The following is a 17,978-nucleotide window of genomic DNA, read 5'->3' as shown; positions in this document are numbered from 1 at the left end:
ATGGCCGTCACCCGGAACGCACCGATGCCGCGGCCCCTCAGCGGATCCGCGGCACCAGTGGCGTATCGGGGCGTATCGGGGAGCGTCAGCCGTTGTCCGGGCTCTCCAGCACCAGCTGGAGTTCGACCTCCTGGTCACCCGACACCGTGCCCTCCGTACGGACGGCGAAGGCACGCGTCAGCACGTCCCGCAGCCGGTCCACGGCCAGCGGGCTGCCCTGGAGGTTCACGGTGACGGCGGCGGCCGGCCGGCTGCCCTCGCGGACATCGCCCCGCACCTCCGAGGTCTCGAAGTTCTCCGTCCAGACCGTCGGGTGACCGGGCTGGCTGGGCTCGTCGTGCGGGGTGTCACCGTCGGCGCGGTCGGAGGCGAAGCAGCTGCGCAGCGTGCCGAGCACGGCTTCGGCGTCCGCCGGGGACTGCGCGCTGAGCACGACCTGCGCGGGTTCGTCGTTGTGGGGTGTGCGGGTCATGTGGGCTGTGTCCTCTCCACGCTGGGCGCTGGGGTGGTGCGGCGGGCTTCCTTGGCCGCCCGTTGGGGTACGACGGTGTACTTCGGGTCCTCGGCGGAGGCGATGCCGGCCGCGAAGATCCCGAAGCGGGTGCACGCGGAACCGGCGAGCAGGGCGAGGCCGCTCGCGGCGGCCAGGGGGCGGGCGCGGCCTCCGAAGAGCGCGCCGCCCGCCGCGCCGAGCGCCGTGAGGGCACGCGCCGTACGCAGCAGCTTTCCGGCCCGGCCGGTGCGGTAGGTCTCCGCGACCATGCCGAGCCGTTCCTCGGCGGCCTGGTGCACGGCGCTGTCGGCCACCGCGGCCAGGACCGCGGCGCAGCGGGCGGGCGCGGTCTCCCGTACGGGCCCGACGACGAGCGCCATTCCGGAGGCCGCGGCCGTCGCCGACGCGGCGAACAGATACGGCAGTTCGCGGTGGGCGCCGTGCCAGGCGGGTACGGCGGTGTCCGCCGCGAGGACCGCGGTGTAGGTGGCGACGGCCGGGCCGAGGAGCGCAGCGGCGCCGGTCGCCGCGGCGCCCGCCCGGGGCAGCCAGCCGGTGACCGCGCAGGCCGCCGCGGCGCCCGCGGCGGGCCCGTAGGCGGCCAGCAGCCAGGAGCCGACGCTCATCGGCGAGGTCGGCTTGAGCACCCGCAGCATGTTCGCGAAGCGGTCCGGTCTGCCGAGGTCGTTGACGAGGGCGGCGGTGGACAGGGAGACCGCCGCCAGGGAGGAGATCTTCATCGCGGTCGCGGTGGTGGTGCGGCCCGTCGCGTGGGCGCCGGCGGCCAGCACCGATCCGGCACCGGCCAGGCCGCCGAGGAAGAAGTACCCGGCGATGTCGCGGGCGCGCCAGGCGGGTGCCTTGATCACCGGCCTGCCGTAGTACGACTGGAACTCGGCCGGCGGCGCCATCAGCTGCTCGCCCCGGCCACCGCGCCTGCCCTTGCCGCGCCGCCGCCCCCGCTGCCCGGCGCCCCGGCCCGGCTTCCCCCCGTCGGGCCCGCCGCGCAGTATCTCCGGCGCGGCCTCCCGGCCGGGGCGCTCGCCCTCCGGGCCCTCGCGGGTGACATCGGAGCCGGTCATCGCCATCCCTTCCGTCCGGTGTTCCTGGCCAGGTGCTTCAGCGCGGGCACCGCGAACGACAGCGCAGCGCCGCCGAGCAGCGAGAGCGCCGCGCCGCCCGCGTGCTTCCACATCGCGGGCAGATCGCGGGTGGTGACCACCGGGTCCGGCGGCAGCCCGTAGACCTCGGGTTCGTCGAGGAGCAGGAAGAACGCGCCGTCGCCGCCGACGCCGTCGGTGGGCTCGTGCCCGTACAGCCGCGCGTCGGTGACACCGGCCGCGTGCAGCTGGTCGACGCGGAGCGCGGCCCGTTCGCGGAGTTCGTCCAGCGGCCCGAACTGGATGGATTCGGTCGGGCACGCCTTGGCGCAGGCGGGTTCCTGTCCGGCGCCGAGCCGGTCGTAGCACATCGTGCACTTGAAGGCGCGGCCGTCGGACGGGCGCTGCTCGATGACGCCGTACGGGCAGGCGGGGACGCAGTAGCCGCAGCCGTTGCAGATGTCCTCCTGGACCACGACGGTGCCGAACTCGGTACGGAAGAGCGAACCGGTCGGGCAGACGTCCAGGCAGGCCGCGTGGGTGCAGTGCTTGCACACGTCGGAAGCCATCAGCCAGCGCAGATCACCGCCCTGGCCGTCCGAACCGGTCTCCGGCGCGTCGGCCAGCGGCAGTTCCGTACGCCCCTCGGCGGTCGGCGGCGACTGTTCGATGAAAGCCACGTGCCGCCAGGTCGAGGCCCCGAGCCCCTGTGTGTTGTCGTAGCTCATCCCGGTCAGGGACAGCCCGTCCTCGGGGATGGCGTTCCACTCCTTGCAGGCGACCTCGCACGCCTTGCAGCCGATGCACACCGAGGTGTCGGTGAAGAAGCCCGTGCGGGGCGGCGCGTCGAGATGGCCCGCGTCCCCCGCGGGGTCCGGTTCCACGCCGCTGAGCAGGTGGTCGGTCATGCGCGGGCCTCCGTCCCGGTGCTCTCGTCGATGCCGGCGCGCTCGCGGTAGGCCGCGACCAGCCGCGGCAGGTCGGGGCCGCGCGGCCGGCGGCCCGGCCGGATGTCCGCGGTCAGCGCCTTGTCCTCCTGGATGTGGGCGTTGGGGTCGAGCGCGATGGCGACCAGCTCGTTGGCGGCGTCGCCGGTCACCACGCCGTTGGGACCCCAGTGGAACGGCAGGCCGATCTGGTGGACCGTACGGCCCTGCACGGTCAGCGACTTGATCCGTTCAGTCACCATGACGCGGGCCTCGATGGCGTTTCGCGCCGTGACGATGGTGGCCCAGCCCAGGTGCTCCAGGCCGCGTTCGGCGGCGAGCTGCGGGGAGACCTCGCAGAAGAACTCCGGCTGGAGTTCGGCGAGGTAGGGCGACCAGCGGCTCATGCCGCCCGCGGTGAAGTGCTCGGTGAGGCGGTGGGTGGTGACGACGTACGGGTAGACGTCGGCGCCCGGTTCGTCGCCGCTGGGGTGGTAGCGGTTGCCTTCCCGGGGGTGGATACGGCGGACGGGCGAGCGCGGCGTGGACGGGTAGAGCGCGTTGCCGAACGGGGAGTCCTGCGGCTCGTAATGGGTGGGCAGCGGCCCGTCCACCAGGCCCGCGGGCGCGTACAGCCAGCCCTTGCCGTCCGCCTGCATGATGAACGGGTCGTCGCCGCGCAGGGCGTCGGGGCCGCTCGCGTCCTTTGGCGGCACGTAATCGGGCGCGCGGTCGGGCACGAAGTCCGGGATGTCGTGGCCGGTCCACTTGCCTTCGTCCGGGTCCCACCACACGTACGCCTTGCGCTCGCTCCACGGCGTGCCGTCCGGGGCCGCCGACGCGCGGTTGTAGAGGATGCGGCGGTTGGCGGGCCAGGCCCAGGCCCATTCGGCGGCCACCCAGTCCTGTTCGGTGTGCGGCTTCTTGCGGGCCGCCTGGTTGACGCCGTTCGCGTAGACGCCGCAGTAGATCCAGCAGCCGCATCGTGTCGAGCCGTCGTCCTTCAGCTCGGTGTACGCGGTCAGCGGGGCGCCGTCCGGGCCGCGTCCGTTGATCTCGGCGAGCACGGCGTCGGCGACCGGCTCCTCCAGCGGCCCCTCGGTCGGATAGTCCCAGGTCAGGTCCTGTACGGGCCGGTCCATGGGATCGGTGGAGCCGGCCAGCTTCGCCTTGATGCGCCGGCCGAGGTGGTACATGAACCACAGGTCGCTGCGCGCCTCGCCCTCCGGCTCGACCGCCGCGTGGTGCCATTGCACCCAGCGGTTGGTGTTGGTGAAGGACCCGGACTTCTCGGTGTGCGCGGCGGCCGGGAAGAAGAACACCTCGGTGCCGATGTCCTCGGTCCGCAGCTCGCCGGTCTCGATCTCCGGGCCGTCCTGCCACCAGGTCGCCGACTCGATCAGCGAGAAGTCCCGGACCACCAGCCACTCCAGGTTGGCCATGCCCAGGCGCTGGAGGCGGGTGTTGGCGGAGCCGACGGCGGGGTTCTCCCCCATCAGGAAGTAGCCCTTGCAGGTGCCGTCCAGCTGCGCCATGACGGTCTCGTACGTGGAATGCGCGCCGGTCAGCCGTGGCAGATGGTCGAAGCAGTAGTCGTTGTCGGCGGTGGCCGCGTCGCCGTAGTACGACTTGAGGAGGCTGACGAAGTAGGCGCGCATGTCGCCCCAGAAGCCCTTCTCGGTGCGGCTCGCGTTCACGAAGGTGTCCAGGTCCTCGTGGGCGTGCGCGTGCGGCATCGGCAGATAGCCGGGCAGCAGGTTGAAGAGGGTGGGGATGTCGCTGGAGCCCTGGATGGAGGCGTGGCCGCGCAGGGCCTGGATGCCGCCGCCGGGGCGGCCGATGTTGCCGAGGAGCAGTTGCAGCACGCTGGCGGCGCGGATGTACTGCGCGCCGACCGAGTGCTGGGTCCAGCCCACCGCGTAGCAGAAGGCGCTGGTGCGGTCCGGGCCGGAGTTGGCGGTCAGGGCCTCGCACACCCGCAGGAACGTCTCCCGCGGCACGCCGCAGATCCGCTCGACCATCTCCGGGGTGTAGCGGGCGTAGTGGCGCTTGAGGATCTGGTAGACGCAGCGCGGGTGCCGCAGCGTCTCGTCGCGGGGCGGCCGGGAGCCGGTGGGGGCGCCGCCGGAGCCGTGCGTCTCGGAGCCGCCGGCCTCCTTGACGCGCGCCTCGTACTGCTCGTCCACCTCACCGGCCGGCGCCTGCACGTCCACACCCTCGTACTGCCAGCTCATCGGGTCGTAGTGGTGCTCGACCTCCTCCAGGCCGGAGAAGACGCCGTCCAGGTCCTCGGTGTCCTTGAAGTCCTCGCCGACCAGGGTGGCGGCGTTGGTGTAGTGCAGGACGTACTCGCGGAAGTCCTTCTCCTTGGTCAGGACGTGGTTGATGATCCCGCCGAGAAAGGCGATGTCGCTGCCCGCCCGGATCGGGACGTGCAGGTCGGCCAGGGCACTCGTGCGGGTGTAGCGCGGATCGACGTGGATCACGCGGGCGCCGCGGGCCTTCGCCTCCATGACCCACTGGAAGCCGACCGGGTGCGCCTCGGCGAAGTTCGAGCCTTGGATGACGATGCAGTCCGCGTGCTGGAGGTCCTGCATGAAGGTGGTCGCGCCGCCGCGCCCGAAGGACGTGCCGAGCCCGGCGACGGTGGAGCTGTGGCAGACCCGGGCCTGGTTCTCCACCTGGACCACGCCGAGGCCGGTCAGCAGCTTCTTGATGAGGTAGTTCTCCTCGTTGTCGAGGGTGGCGCCGCCCAGGCTGGCGATGCCCATCGTGCGCGCCGTGCGGAGCCCTTCGGCGGACTCCCACTCCCAGGTACGGCGACGCGTCTCGATGACCCGGTCGGCGACCATGTCCATGGCCGTCTCCAGGTCCAGCGGCTCCCAGTCCGTGCCGTACGGGCGCCGGTAGAGCACCTGGTGGCGGCGCGAGGAGCCGGTGGTGAGCTGGAGGGTCGCCGAGCCCTTGGGGCAGAGCCGGCCGCGGCTGACGGGCGAGTCGGGATCGCCCTCGATCTGCACGACCTTCTCGTCCTTGACGTACACCTGCTGGCCGCAGCCGACCGCGCAGTACGGGCAGACCGAGCGCACCATCCGGTCGGCGGTGCCGGTGCGCGGGCGCAGCCCCTCGGTGTACGGCGACATCGCGGCGCGGCCGCGGCCCAGCGGGTCGCCCCCGGTCAGCTGCCGGTACACGGGCCAGTCGCGAACCCGTTTGCGCACGCCCATCGCTTCTCCTCCAGCGCGTCTGCGGTCCGCCGAGGCGGCGGGTGCCTCTCCAAAAGGCTCGCCCGCCGAAGCCCCCGCTGCGAGCGGGGGCGGCAGGCGGCGCACTGCCGCGGCGGGCCGGTGCCACCGGTTCCGGACCGGCGGCGCGGGGGCGGGTTCCCCGCGCCGGGCTGGGAAAACCCGCCCGGAGGGGGAAAGATCCACCGGCGCCGGGCGGGGCCGGCGGGCGCCCGGTGTGGGCACCGGGACGCGCCCGGCCGATGCCGTACGGGTGCCATGCAAGTGCCGTGCGGGTGCCGCACGAGTGCCGTCCAGATGCCGTACGAGTGCCGTGCGGGTGAAAGCCCGTGCCCCGGGCGCGGCACGGCGCCATCGAACGGTGCGGGTGATTGACCCGTCCGGGCCCGGGGAACCCCTGCCGCATGGCTGTCGATCACACGCAGGCCCCGGTTCTGGAAGCGCTGGCCCGCTACCGGAAGGCGGGCGAGGTCTCCTTCACGCCACCGGGGCACAAGCAGGCCCGCGGCGCCGACCCGATGGTGCGCGAGGTGCTCGGTGATGCGGTGTTCCACGGCGATCTGCTGGCCTCCGGCGGGCTGGACGACCGGCTGGGCCGGGCCGAGGTGCTGGAGCGGGCCGAGGCGCTGATGGCGGACGCGGTGCACGCGTCGCACACCTTTTTCTCCACCTGCGGCAGCTCCCTGTCGGTCAAGGCGGCGATGCTGTCGGTGGCGGGGCCGCACGAGAAGCTGCTGGTCGGCCGGGACGCGCACAAGTCCGTGGTGTCGGGGCTGATCCTGTCCGGCATGAAGCCGATCTGGGTGGACCCGCAGTGGGACGCGGAGCGCCGGATCGCCCATCCCCCGTCGGCCGAGGCGTTCGAGCGGGCCTTCGCGGAGCATCCGGACGCGCGCGGGGCGCTGGTGACCAGCCCGACCCCGTACGGCGCCTGCGCGGACCTGCGCGCCCTGGCGGAGGTGTGCCACCGGCGCGGGCGCCCACTGATCGTGGACGAGGCGTGGGGCGCGCACCTGCCCTTCCACCCCGACCTGCCGTCCTGGGCGATGGACGCGGGCGCCGATGTCTGTGTGACCAGCATCCACAAGATGGGCAGCGGGCTGGAGCAGGGCTCGGTGTTCCACCTGCGGGGCGACCTGATCCAGCCGACGGTTCTGAAGTCACGGGCGGACCTGTTCGGCACCACCAGCCCTTCGGTGCTGCTGTACGCCGGGCTGGACGGCTGGCGGCGGCAGATGGCCCTGCGGGGCCGTGACCTGATGGGCCGGGCCCTGGACCTGGCCGCCCGGGTACGCGCCGACATCGAGGCCATCGACGGGCTGCACGTCAACGACCGGACCGACTTCTGCGGCCCCGGCCTGGCCCACGACTTCGACCCGCTGCCCGTGGTGATCGACGTCAGCGGGCTGGGCACGAGCGGCTACCGGGCCGCCGACTGGCTGCGCGAACACCGCGCCGTGGACGCCCATCTCGCCGACCACCGCCGGATCAGCGCCCAGCTCACCCACGCGGACGACACATCGACCACCACGGTGCTGCTCGACGCGCTGCGCGACCTGTCGCGGCACGCGGCGGAGCTGCGCCCGGCACCCGAGGTGGCGGTGCCGTCGCCGGGCGAACTGCGGCTGGAGCAGGTGTGCCTGCCGCGCGACGCGTACTTCGGCGAGACCGAGGACGTACCGGCGAGCGCGGCGGCCGGCCGGATCGTGGCGGAGATGCTGACGCCCTATCCCCCGGGCATCCCGGCGGCCCTGCCGGGCGAACGGCTCGACGCGCCGGTGGTGCGCTATCTGACGAGCGGGGTACGGGCCGGGATGAACGTGCCGGACGCGGCCGATCCCGAGCTGAAGACCATCCGGGTGCTCGTCGAGGGGAACGGCTGACATGCGTACGGCGCTCATCGTCATCGACATGATCAACACCTATGAGCACGAGGACGCCGAGCGGCTGCTGCCGTCGGTCCGCGAGACGCTGCCCGGCATGCTGCGCGCCCTGGAGCGCGCCCGCGCCGACACCTCGGACGTCGAGGTCATCTACGTCAACGACAACTTCGGCCGGTGGCGCTCGCACCACGACGAGATCCTGCGTACCGCGCTGGACGGCCCGCACGCCGACCTGGTGGAGCCGCTCCGCCCCGACGACTCCTCGCTGTTCGTGGTCAAGGCCCGCCACTCGATCTTCTACGAGACACCCCTGGAGTACCTGCTCGGCCAGCACGGCATCCGGCGGATAGTGCTGTGCGGCCAGGTCACCGAGCAGTGCGTGCTGTACTCGGCCCTCGACGCGCACATCCGCCACCTGGACGTGACCGTCCCGCGCGACGCGGTGGCCCACATCCACCCCGACCTCGCCGACGCGGCCTTGCGGATGATGGAGCGGAACATGGGCGCGCGCGTGACGGAGTCGGCGGCGGACGATCTCTTCGACTGACGGCGCGTCAGCGTCGCGCTGGGACCTGCCCGTTCAGTCGATGACCGCGGTGGCCTCCACCTCGACCAGGTGCTCGGGTATGTGCAGCGCCGCGACGCCCAGCAGCGTGGACGGCGGCACCGGCGTGACGCCCATCTTCGCGGACGCGCGGGCGACGCCCTCCATGAACAGGGGCAGCTTGTCCGGGGTCCAGTCCACGACGTACACGGACATCTTCACCACATCGCCGAAGGTGGCGCCGGCCTCGGCCAGGGCCGTACCGACGTTGAGGTAGCACTGCTCGACCTGCGCGGCGAGGTCGCCCTCGCCGACCGTGGCCCCGTCGGCGTCCCACGCGACCTGCCCCGCGGTGAAGACCAGCCTCGATCCGGAAGCGATCGACACCTGCCGGTAGGCGGGGATTTCCGGCAACCCCTGGGGGTTCACCAGTGTGACGGCCATGCTGCCTCCTCGTCACCGGACCGGGTTCGCCCGGTCTCCTGCGGTTACCAGGGAACCGTAGGAGAGTGGCCGCTGACATGGAAGAACGAACTTTTCGGTGACTGGGGCACCTGTTGGTGACCCAGCAGCTGAGCACCCCTTTCTCCCCCTTTACCCCGAATGGTCGATATGTCGATTCAGGAGTACGTTGGAGAAGGCATCGGGGCATCACCGGACAACGGTGATGACATCTCTTCGAGGGAGCGAAATGATGCTTGCCCAGACCGTTCGGACCACCGGCCTCGCGCTCGACAGGGAAGCACTGGGATGGGTCACGGCCCAGCCCGAAGCGCCGTTGAGTGACGCGCCACTGCCCGCTCCGGAAGGCGCCGCATGGGGCGTCCTGCTGCTCGGGCTGCTGATCTCGCCCAAGGAGCCCAAGGAAACGAAGCGCCGGTGATCTCGGAGCGCGCACGCACCGCCTACAGCGAATCGGCGGACCGCCTGGCCCGCCGCGCCCTCGACGCCCTTCAGGGTGCCGGGGGCGCCGCCGTGGCCGCGCCCCACGTCGAGGCCGCGGCGTCGGAGCCCGAGGGCGATCCGGCGGTGGCGCTGGGGGCGGTACGCATTCTCGGGGCGGACATCCTCGCCCCGTACGTCCTGACCGGCCTCCCCCCGACCGAGGGCGAGACGGCCGCCATCGGCCTGGCCCTCGGCGCCCTGCCGCCCGCCGATCCGCCGCCTCCCGCGCCGCCCGAAGGCCCCGAGCAGGCGTGGACCGTCGCCTGGGTGGACTGGGGACTCGCCACCACGCTCTCCCGTCTCGCCCCTGACGACTCCCCCGCGGTACCGGCCCCCACCCCCCAGGGCCCTCCGCGGTGCGACGACTCGGCACCCCGCCGCCTGCCGATCTCGCCTGCCTCCGGCGAGTCGGTGGAAGGCTGGGTGCCCTGGTCCATACGCATGGGGCAGTTGGCCTCACTGGCCCTGCCCGGACTGGACGGCCCAGTGCACGCCGCCGCCCGGTCCGGCGTCCTGGGACTGGCACGCGGCGCCACCCGCGCCACATTGCGCCGCGACTTCCCCACCGCCGCACGCATCACCCGCTGGCTGGCCTGGCTGCACGCCGACGGAGCCCGACTGCCACTGGACCCCGCGCTGCTGACCGAGTACGTCGGTCTGGTCGGCGGCGGTGAACGCACCGCACTGGACACAGCAATCGCCCGCCGGCTACTCGGCCTGGAGGCCATATGAGCCCCGCCCCGGCACACACCGCACACGACATCAGCTCCCGGGCCTTGGCGTGGCTGCACACCAACCGCGAGTACGGGGCGCTGTACGACGTGTCGCGTGACGAGCTCACGGACGACGGGGACGTGTACAAGTCCCTTTGCGAGACGGCGCTCGCCGCCTCGCTGGTCCTGCGCAGCGGCGTCGCCGGGACCACGGACCTCGGGCTCGCGCGCGAACTCCTGGACTTCTGCTGGGACCAGCTGGACCGCGGTGCGCTGCTGTACGAGCGGCTGCTGCGCCACCCGCTCACCACCGATCCGATGGAGACCTACGCCCACTTCGCCCGCGGCGGCTACCGGTACCCGCAGTTGGAACGGCTGCTCGCGCACCACGTCGCGCTGCGTGCGACGCACGCCGTGGAGCATGTGCCCAACCGGCGGCTCGCAGTGGCCAACGCCGCGCGGGTCGTCGGGCTCGACGAGGGGCCGGGTGCCCACGACTGGGGCGGGCTGACCCGGGCGACCTGGCTCGGCGCCACGCCCGAGCCCTGGCACATCGACTGGCTGACCGGCTACTCCGTCACCCACACCGTCTTCCACCTCACCGACTGGGGGCGGCTGCCCGGCGGCCTGCCGGCGGATCTCGCGGAGTACCTCACCCAGTGGCTGCCGGTCTGGACCGACATCTGGGCGGAGGCCGGGCAGTGGGACCTGACGGCCGAGCTGATGATCGTCGGCGCCTGCCTGCCCGAGCCGTGGGCCGAGGACGACGACTGGCGGCGGCTGGCGGCCATCCAGCACGACGACGGCCTGGTGCCGCGCGACGACCAGCCCGTGGACGGCGACCCGGCGCAGCGTTACGAGGCCCACCAGCACCCCACCGTCGTGGCGGCGATCGCCGGAACCCTGGCCCTCGTACGCGCCCTGGACGCCCCGAAGCAGCCCGGCTCATGACCGGGACACCGGCCGTCGCGACGGTCCCCTTCGCCTGGGGGCCACCTCCGGCACGGGACCTGCCCGAGGCGCTGCTGTCCGCGGCCCCGGGCGCGAGCGCCGTCGCCGTCGGCCTGTACCGGCGCGGGCAGCGGTCGTTCGCCGTCCGGGGCAGCACCGCGTTCGGGGGCGGGGTGCCGGTCGAGCCGTCCACCCGCTTCGAAGTCGGCTCGCTCACCAAGACGTTCACCGCGCTGCTCTTCGCCGAGCTGGCGGCCCGCGGCGACGTGGGCCACCACGACCCGGCCGCCCGCCACCTGCCGCCCGGCACCTCGGTCCCCGTTCGCGGTACGGAGATCACCCTCACCCACCTGGCCACCCACACCTCGGGCCTGCCCCGGCTGCCCCCGGGCCTGCTGCGCTCCGCCCTCGGCCGGCTCATGGCCAACCCGTACGCCGGCTTCGGCCGCGCCGACGTGCTGCGCGCCCTGGCCCGTACCCGGCTGCGGTCCCGGCCGGGCGACCGGGTGCACTACTCCAACTTCGGCGCCGGCGTCCTGGGGCACGCCCTGTGCGGCGCGGACGGCGGCGTCCCGTACGAGGACCTGCTCGCGGCCCGCGTCCTGCGGCCCCTCGGCCTGCACGACACCAGCGCCACGCCCGGCCCGCCCCCCGGCTCCACCCAGGTCACCGGCTACTGGCACCACCACCCCCGGCCGCCGTTCGCCATCCCGGGCCTCCCCGGCGCGGGCGCCGTCCGCTCCAGCGCGCAGGACCTGCTCACCTTCGCCGAGGCCCTGATCAGCCCGGGAACCGCGGCCGTCACCGGCGTACCATCGGCTCCGCTGCGCACCGCTCTGGAGGACGTCGTACGCCCCCGGCTCGTCCTGCCGCGCAGCACATCGCGGCTCGCCCTGATCTGGAACATCCGCCCACGCGCCGACGGCTCCGGGCTCTACCACCACTCGGGCGGCACCCGCGGCTGCACGGCGTTCGTGGGCTTCAGCATCCGCCACGACACCGCACTGGTCGCCCTGGCCAACTGCGCGTCCGGCCCCGGCAACACGCTGGTGCAGCAGGCGTACGAGACGTTGTCGGGGCTGGTCAGGGAGCGGGTCGGGGGGTGAGGCCCGGGGACGCGCTCACCCGTACGCCTCCCCGCCCATCTCCAGCCCGGCCGTGCCCGCCGTCGTATCCGCCAGCCAGGCGCGAAACGCGTCCAGGTCGGATTCCGGCAGCCCGACCTCGATCCGTACGTCGGCCCCGTACGTCACCTCGCGCACCGCGCGCCCCGTGGTCCGCAGATCGTTCTCCACCCGCCCCGCGCGCTGGTGGTCGACCGTGACGGTGACCAGCCGGAAGCGCTGCCGGGTCACCGTGCCCAGCGCGTCCAGGGCCTCGCCGACCACACCCCCGTACGCGCGGATCAGGCCGCCGGCGCCCAGCTTGATGCCGCCGAAGTAGCGGGTGACGACCGCGACGACGTACCGGACCTCACGGCGCACCAGCATCTGGAGCATCGGCACCCCCGCGGTACCGCCCGGCTCACCGTCGTCGCTGGCTTTCTGCACCCCGCCGTCGGCCCCGAGGACGTACGCGAAGCAGTTGTGCCGCGCGGTGGGGTGCTCCCTGCGGACGCGCGCGATGAAGTCCTGGGCCTCGGTCTCGGTCGCCACCGGGGCGAGCGAGCAGATGAAGCGGGACTTGTTGATCTCGATCTCGTGAACACCCTCGCGCGCGAGAGTCCGGTACTGCTCCTGCATCCGGCCACCCTATGCGGCGCGGGGAGCGGCCGGTGAACGGCGTCTTTTCTTGTCCCGTCCGGACAGATTCCGCGGTCCGCCGGTACGGACGGGGCACCATCGTGCCCCTGTGCCCGGCGGCCGGCCGCGCCCGTACGAGCGGCGAGCGTCCCCGGCGGCCCCGGGCGGCCCGTCACCGGAAACGAGGGGTGTTCTCCGTGCCCGACCTCCTTGGCCCGCGGCCACCGCGCCACGACCTGCCCGACGCCGCTCTGATACGCGCGGTACGCGGAGGCCGGGTGGGGCACTTCCGGGAGCTGTACCACCGGCACTACGCGGCCGTGTACGCCTATGCCGCCGCCTGTATGCCCGCGTCCCTGGACGCCCAGGAGCTGACCGGCTACACCTTCGACCAGCTGCTCCAGCAGCTCGTGTCGCCCACCGTGTCCGTCGTAACGCGCGACGACGACTCCCCGCGGCGGGAACTGCTGGACCACGTACGGACCGGGGCGATCGCCCGCTCGTACCGGGCCGCCGGGGCCCTATCGCCCGGTTTCCGCGCCTGGACGGCGGCGGGCGCGGCCTGGCCCATCGGCGAGGACGACCAGCTGGCCGACGCGTTCCGGCGACTGCCCTCCGCCGCGCGGTGCCTGCTGTGGCACCTGGTCGTGGAGCGGGACGGCCCGGAGGCGACGGCACTGATCAGCGGCGTGCCCCGGCGGCTGCTGCCGGGCAGCTGCGACCAGGCCCGGTCCATGCTGCGCCAGGCCCGTACCGACCTGTATCTGGAGCGGCTGGACCGCCAGGAGTGCCGCGAGGCGGTGGCCCGGCTGGGGCTGAGCGCGGCGGCGCCGCTGGACGAGGGCGGCGCGGCGCACTTCCGCCGCTGCCCGAAGTGCCGGGCGGTGTACGAGGACGTCGCCGACCTCGACGCCCGCCTGCGTGAACGGCTGCCCGCCCGGCTGCTGGGCTGGTGGCCCGGCGACTCCTACCTCAAGACCAAGGCGTCAGTGACCGTACCGGCCCTGGACCCGCCCTTCCTGCAACAACAACTGACCCGCTCGACCGCCTACTCCACATCCCCACCACCAACCCCCCGAAAGAGGCCCGCCTCCGCAGCCCTCCATTCCCTCCACTTCCTCCACTTGACCAGCGCATTGAGCCTCCGCTCGCCCCGGGCCGCGCGTGCCGCCCTGGCGGCAGCCCTGTTCGCCGCGGGCCTCATCCTGGGCAGCGTGACCGCCCCCGCATGCGCCACCCGATCCACCGGCGCACCGGCCCCGAAGGGAATCTTCCACCCCTCGCACACGTTGTCGGATGCAGACGGCCGCCTGCACGCGACCGCATCATCCGAAGGGCCTCGGCCCCGCCCACGGGAGGCAGCTGTGTACGGCGATCCGGCGACGATCCGCAGGATTCTCCAGGAAACCGGCGACACGTGGGCGGTCGTGGGGTTGTCCACCAACCGGAACCGCGCGGCATACGGCGTAGCAGACGTACTCCAGCGCTACGGCAAGCGCATCGTCCCCGTCCACCCCAAAGCCGAGCCCGTCCACGGCGAACAGGGCTACCCGACCCTGACCGACATCCCCTTCCCCGTCGACGTCGTGGATGTCTTCGTCAACAGCGAACTGGCCGGCGCCGTAGCCGACGAGGCCATGGCCATCGGCGCCAAAGCCCTCTGGTTCCAGCTCGGCGTCATCGATGAAACCGCCTACGCCAAGGCCCGAGAAGCCGGCCTCGACATGGTGATGGACCGCTGCCCGGCCATCGAAATACCGCGACTGGGCTGAGCGGCGCGGGCGCCCGGCCCGTGCGCTCCCGCGTCACCGCCGCAGCAACTGCCAGAGGCGGTTGCGTGCGATGGCCTGGGCCACCGGCCAGCTGGTCCAGGACAGTGCCAGGTATCCGCCGGCGGCGCGTACGGCTTCCTTCAGGCCGAGGAGGGTGTAGAGGCTGCCGTTGTCGCACCAAGTGATGCCGGACAGGTCGAGTCGCAGACAGCGGGAGCCGGCCTCGATCAGGGTGACGATGGTGTCGCTGAGGCTGTTGACGGTGTGGACGTCGAACTCACCGGTGAGGAGCAGGGCCGTGCTGCCGTCGGGGGTGCGCTGCACGTCGATGACCAGGCGTGAGTCGGACGGTTCGGCCAGCTGAGGGCCCTGCGGCGGCTGCCGTCGCATGGGCGTCACCTCTTCTCCCCGGGCAATGGCGAGTGACGTCGGCACGGCGTGCCCGCGCGGACCGGGGCCGGGTGGAAGGCGAGGGGCGTGAGGGTGCGCTGCGGTACCCGTGGGGGCGGTGGGGGCGGTGATGCTGAGCCACGTACGTCCCGTTCGGCGGTACGGGGGCGACGTCGGCGTGCGGGGCCCGGGGCGCGGCGGCGGCGCATGGCGCGTCTGCGTGATGAAGATCCACCGGCATCCTCCGAGCGCTGATCGGGGCACAGCCCACCCGACGCCGACCAGACTTCCCGGCACACCGCACGCCTGACACGTGTTACTGGCAGCGTACGAGCCGAGGCGTTGCGTGGCCCGGACATCGGTCGCACGCAGCGCGCCTTTCGCACCGTCACCCCGCAACGGGCACACGCTCTTCACCGACGCGCGGGGCACATCAGTGCACTGTCGCCCCCCGGAATCCCTGTGGCACCGGCATCGGCTGCTGACCGCCCGGATGGGTACGGCCGTGTCGGTGGCCGTTCATCGAAGTGCTGGTCTAGGGAAAACAGGCGTGGGGCATACCGTCGGTATGACATTGCAGGACCACCATTCGCCTGCCACCGGGCCCGGGGACGAGAACGAGCGGCCGCTCGACGAAGTCGCCGCCGAGCACGCCGCGCTGATGACACAAGCCGCCGTGCGGGCCCGAAGCTGCCTGGAGGTCGACGACCTCCGGGGCGCTTTCACGGCCGCCTGTGAAGTCCAGTCCGCGTGCGGCCTCGTATCCGAAGCCCTGGTCGTCATGCTGTCGCGCCAGCGGCTGGCGGCCAGGCGCCTGCTGGAGGACCCGGCGGCGGAGCCCAAGGACCATCGGGGCGGTGACGCGCCGAATGGGACAGCGGTGACGTGAAGGGTGTGCATGAGGCGAGTAGCCCGCATGGCGGGGGTGGTTCGGATGGCTTGGTCCGTGTGACCGGCCCGGCCGTCCGGCTCCGCGCGTGCAAGGCCGCGGCATACGGGTACCGGTGAAGGGCGGGAAGGGCCGGCGCGGCGTCGTGGCCGGTCGGCGGACTCGCGTCCCGGGACGCGGCTCCTCTCCACGTCCCGGGCGGGTGCCGCGCCCGTCGTGGCCGGGGTTGCGAGTGTGCCCCGCTGCGATGGGCGGGCACCGGCCGGATCCGTGCGTCCGCTGCTGGAACCGCGGATCCGGCAACCTGCGCGAGCGTCTCCGGCCACCCGGCCGTACGAACAGCCGGACGAACAGCCGGAACAACCCTGCCAGGAACCCGGCAGGCCCTAACAGGGTAGGACCGCCGGGGAAGCCGCTCAACGAGCGTCTCCGCACGGGCGGTTCCCCGGCCGCCAGGTCGCTCATGCGAGACGACTCCGGCCGGCGGGGCCCGAGATGATCGAGGAGATCGTCGGCACGATCTTTCTCCCGCTGGTCCGCTAGCAGTGCTCGGTCGGCTCTACTGGGACGCGGTGTCAATCAGGAACTTCTGGGCGGCGCCTCCCGTGCAGCGCTGGAGCATGACTTCGGCGCCCGCGGCCGTACGGGAGCCCCTTATGCCCAGGCACCGCTGTCCGTCGGCGCGGAAGACGTACCGGCCGTGCTCCCCGCCCGTACCGGACGGTTCTCGCTCGACGCGGAAGCTGCTCGCCTCGCCGCAGGCGTTCCGCGGTTCCAGCAGTCCGTCCGCCGGGCCGCCGGACAGGGCCTTCAGGCAGCCCTTTCCGCGGGCGGGGTCGGGGTGCACCCAGGCGATGCGGTAGGTGTGCGCACCGGCCGGTTCCAGCTTGGTGCGCTGCGGTGCGACGTCGCCGCACGGCCGCTGTACGGCCACCACGCCGTCGTAACGCCCTTCCTGGGCCGGGCCTTCGGTCACGCAGAGAGCGGTGCCGCGGCGGGACGGATCCGTATCCAGCCCACGGGGGCCGCCCGCTGGGCACCGGCCTTCGCGCCGGTTGCCGCGTCGCCGCCGCGCCCGGACTGCCGCTGGTCCGGCGTGGTGGCTCCGGTCGTGGCTTCGTGCTTCCCAGGCGCGCCGGAAGCAGAATCCGCAGGGGAACCCTTGGAGACCAGCATCCAGGCCGTGATGCCCACCGCGGCGAGGGCGGCTGCCGTCGCGAGGAGGAGTGGGGTGCGGCGGCCGATGCGTCTGGGGGCCGTTGCCTGTTCACCCGCCGCCACTTCGGTGGTTGCCGTCGCGGATTCGCCCGCCGGCCCCACCGCGTTACGGGCCCGTGCCGCCACGTTCTCGCGGGCCTCCAGCCAGGCCGTCAGCCGCTCCCCCTCCCCGCAGGCGCGTACGAAGACGGCCAGGACTTCCGGGCGTGGCAGCCGCCGGCCGCCCAGGACGTCCGCGAGGGTGCTGCGCGCCAGTACCTCGCCCTGCTCGGCGGCGCGCTGTTCGAGCTGCCGGTAGGTGAGGCCGCGGCGCTCCTTGAGGTCCCGCAGCATGGCGAGAAACTCCGTTACGTCACGGGCCGCGGCCGGATCCGTGTTCCCCCTGATGTCCATGGCGCGAATGATCGGGCACCCGGCCCGGTGCGGCTATACGAGAACCCGCCAACTGCGCGCGGTTCCGGACAGCGACCGGACAGGAATCGGACAACGACCGGACACACTCGGGCCAGGGCGCTCATCAGGCCGGACATCGTTCCAGCAGTACCGGACACAGCGCGGGGGCGAGCCGCCCTTCAGCCCGCTTCCGCGGCTGTTTTCGGACAGCCCAGCCCTTCGACGACCATCGCTCCGGGCAGCTCCCCCAACGCCTTGCCCGGGACGATGAGCTTGCCGCGCCGGCCGCCGCTGCCGATCAGTACGTACGGGGTGTCCGCCACGGCGGCGTCCAGGAACAGGGGCCAGTCCGCGGGCAGGCCGATCGGGGTGATGCCGCCGTACTCCATGCCGGTCTCGCCGACGGCGGTGTCCATGGGCGCGAACGACGCCTTGCGGGCGCCGAGTTGGCGGCGTACCGCCCCGTTCACATCGACCCGGGTGTGCGAGAGGACCACGCAGGCGGCGAGGGTGACGGCGCCGCCCCGCTTGCCCGCCACGACCACGCAGTTCGCCGACTGTTCCAGGAGCCACGCGCCGTGGTGCTCCACGAGGACGGCGGTGTCCGCGATCGCCGGGTCGGTGTCCACGTAGTGGAACTGCTCGACCGGTACGGTTCCCCGCCAGCCGCGGAGCGCGGCGGCGACCGGTTCGGGCAGCAGGTCCAGGCAGTCCAGGGCGGGGCGGACCACGTCGAAGGCATCCATGGGCACGGGCATGCGGCCCAAGCTAACA

At 72.9% G+C, this 17,978-nt stretch carries 18 protein-coding genes; 8 read left to right on the top strand and 10 right to left on the bottom strand.

Annotation, left to right across the window (positions count from 1 at the left end):
* Positions 1-85 precede the first annotated feature (85 nt).
* The 4 genes from CP984_RS36630 to fdh are packed head-to-tail and all read right to left on the bottom strand — an operon-like array spanning position 86 to position 5,746.
* The gene (locus CP984_RS36630) at positions 86-472 is read right to left on the bottom strand and encodes a hypothetical protein (RefSeq protein ID WP_003985600.1); all 387 of its coding nucleotides are present in this window, start codon (positions 470-472) and stop codon (positions 86-88) included.
* Positions 469-1,575 carry an NrfD/PsrC family molybdoenzyme membrane anchor subunit gene (gene nrfD / locus CP984_RS36625; RefSeq protein WP_078575233.1) on the bottom strand — a complete coding sequence of 369 codons (1,107 nt, stop codon included), beginning with the start codon at positions 1,573-1,575 and terminating at the stop codon, positions 469-471. Before nrfD ends, CP984_RS36630 begins: the two co-directional genes overlap by 4 nt.
* Positions 1,572-2,501 carry a 4Fe-4S dicluster domain-containing protein gene (locus CP984_RS36620; RefSeq protein WP_003985271.1) on the bottom strand — a complete coding sequence of 310 codons (930 nt, stop codon included), beginning with the start codon at positions 2,499-2,501 and terminating at the stop codon, positions 1,572-1,574. The genes nrfD and CP984_RS36620 overlap by 4 nt, the downstream gene beginning before the upstream one ends.
* Positions 2,498-5,746, bottom strand: coding sequence for a formate dehydrogenase (fdh, locus tag CP984_RS36615; protein WP_003985269.1), 3,249 nt, complete (start codon positions 5,744-5,746; stop codon positions 2,498-2,500). Before fdh ends, CP984_RS36620 begins: the two co-directional genes overlap by 4 nt.
* Positions 5,747-6,168: 422 nt before the next feature.
* On the opposite strand from fdh, the gene CP984_RS36610 reads away from it, so the two are divergent.
* Together CP984_RS36610 and CP984_RS36605 are read left to right on the top strand one after the other, a co-directional pair.
* Entirely contained in the window at positions 6,169-7,647 is a 1,479-nt protein-coding gene (locus CP984_RS36610; RefSeq protein ID WP_003985267.1) for an aminotransferase class I/II-fold pyridoxal phosphate-dependent enzyme, read from the top strand.
* A 1-nt stretch (position 7,648) separates the two neighbouring features.
* Positions 7,649-8,194, top strand: coding sequence for a cysteine hydrolase family protein (locus tag CP984_RS36605; RefSeq protein ID WP_003985266.1), 546 nt, complete (start codon positions 7,649-7,651; stop codon positions 8,192-8,194).
* Between the two features lie 33 nt (positions 8,195-8,227).
* Here CP984_RS36605 and CP984_RS36600 read toward each other — a convergent pair whose 3' ends face one another.
* Positions 8,228-8,635 (bottom strand): RidA family protein, encoded by a 408-nt coding sequence (locus tag CP984_RS36600; protein ID WP_003985265.1) that lies wholly within the window; start codon positions 8,633-8,635, stop codon positions 8,228-8,230.
* Between the two features lie 250 nt (positions 8,636-8,885).
* Here CP984_RS36600 and CP984_RS36595 point away from each other — a divergent pair, with 250 nt between their 5' ends.
* Genes CP984_RS36595 through CP984_RS36580 form a run of 4 tightly spaced genes read left to right on the top strand, consistent with a single transcriptional unit; the run spans position 8,886 to position 11,906 of the window.
* Complete coding sequence (locus CP984_RS36595) at positions 8,886-9,074, top strand: hypothetical protein (RefSeq protein ID WP_003985264.1); 189 nt, start codon at positions 8,886-8,888, stop codon at positions 9,072-9,074.
* Positions 9,071-9,868 (top strand): hypothetical protein, encoded by a 798-nt coding sequence (locus CP984_RS36590; protein ID WP_003985263.1) that lies wholly within the window; start codon positions 9,071-9,073, stop codon positions 9,866-9,868. Before CP984_RS36595 ends, CP984_RS36590 begins: the two co-directional genes overlap by 4 nt.
* A complete protein-coding gene (locus CP984_RS36585) occupies positions 9,865-10,800 on the top strand; it encodes a DUF6895 family protein (RefSeq protein ID WP_003985262.1) in 936 nt (311 codons plus the stop codon). Before CP984_RS36590 ends, CP984_RS36585 begins: the two co-directional genes overlap by 4 nt.
* Positions 10,797-11,906 carry a serine hydrolase domain-containing protein gene (locus CP984_RS36580; protein ID WP_003985261.1) on the top strand — a complete coding sequence of 370 codons (1,110 nt, stop codon included), beginning with the start codon at positions 10,797-10,799 and terminating at the stop codon, positions 11,904-11,906. Before CP984_RS36585 ends, CP984_RS36580 begins: the two co-directional genes overlap by 4 nt.
* A 15-nt stretch (positions 11,907-11,921) precedes the next feature.
* Here the strand turns inward: CP984_RS36580 and CP984_RS36575 are convergent, their stop codons facing one another.
* On the bottom strand, positions 11,922-12,542 hold the full coding sequence (locus CP984_RS36575) for a YigZ family protein (protein WP_003985260.1): 621 nt from the start codon (positions 12,540-12,542) through the stop codon (positions 11,922-11,924).
* A 1,364-nt stretch (positions 12,543-13,906) separates the two neighbouring features.
* Between CP984_RS36575 and CP984_RS36570 the strand changes: the two genes are divergently transcribed.
* Positions 13,907-14,314: a CoA-binding protein gene (locus CP984_RS36570; protein ID WP_003985259.1), complete on the top strand. Its 408-nt coding sequence runs from the start codon at positions 13,907-13,909 to the stop codon at positions 14,312-14,314.
* A 33-nt stretch (positions 14,315-14,347) separates the two neighbouring features.
* Here the strand turns inward: CP984_RS36570 and CP984_RS36565 are convergent, their stop codons facing one another.
* Positions 14,348-14,704 carry an STAS domain-containing protein gene (locus tag CP984_RS36565; RefSeq protein WP_003985258.1) on the bottom strand — a complete coding sequence of 119 codons (357 nt, stop codon included), beginning with the start codon at positions 14,702-14,704 and terminating at the stop codon, positions 14,348-14,350.
* A 568-nt stretch (positions 14,705-15,272) separates the two neighbouring features.
* On the opposite strand from CP984_RS36565, the gene CP984_RS36560 reads away from it, so the two are divergent.
* On the top strand, positions 15,273-15,593 hold the full coding sequence (locus tag CP984_RS36560) for a hypothetical protein (protein ID WP_129820913.1): 321 nt from the start codon (positions 15,273-15,275) through the stop codon (positions 15,591-15,593).
* Between the two features lie 559 nt (positions 15,594-16,152).
* On the opposite strand, the gene CP984_RS36555 is transcribed toward CP984_RS36560, so the two are convergent.
* The 3 genes from CP984_RS36555 to CP984_RS36545 form a co-directional block, all read right to left on the bottom strand.
* Positions 16,153-16,569 (bottom strand): RICIN domain-containing protein, encoded by a 417-nt coding sequence (locus CP984_RS36555; RefSeq protein WP_078575209.1) that lies wholly within the window; start codon positions 16,567-16,569, stop codon positions 16,153-16,155.
* The gene (locus tag CP984_RS36550; RefSeq protein WP_078575207.1) at positions 16,566-17,204 is read right to left on the bottom strand and encodes a helix-turn-helix domain-containing protein; all 639 of its coding nucleotides are present in this window, start codon (positions 17,202-17,204) and stop codon (positions 16,566-16,568) included. Before CP984_RS36550 ends, CP984_RS36555 begins: the two co-directional genes overlap by 4 nt.
* A 179-nt stretch (positions 17,205-17,383) precedes the next feature.
* Positions 17,384-17,962, bottom strand: a complete 579-nt coding sequence (locus CP984_RS36545) for a YbaK/EbsC family protein (RefSeq protein WP_003985256.1) — start codon at positions 17,960-17,962, stop codon at positions 17,384-17,386.
* Positions 17,963-17,978 lie beyond the last annotated feature (16 nt).

The sequence above is a fragment of the Streptomyces rimosus genome (genome assembly GCF_008704655.1).
GTDB lineage: Bacteria > Actinomycetota > Actinomycetes > Streptomycetales > Streptomycetaceae > Streptomyces > Streptomyces rimosus.
This window is presented reverse-complemented; position numbering and strand designations above follow the sequence as displayed.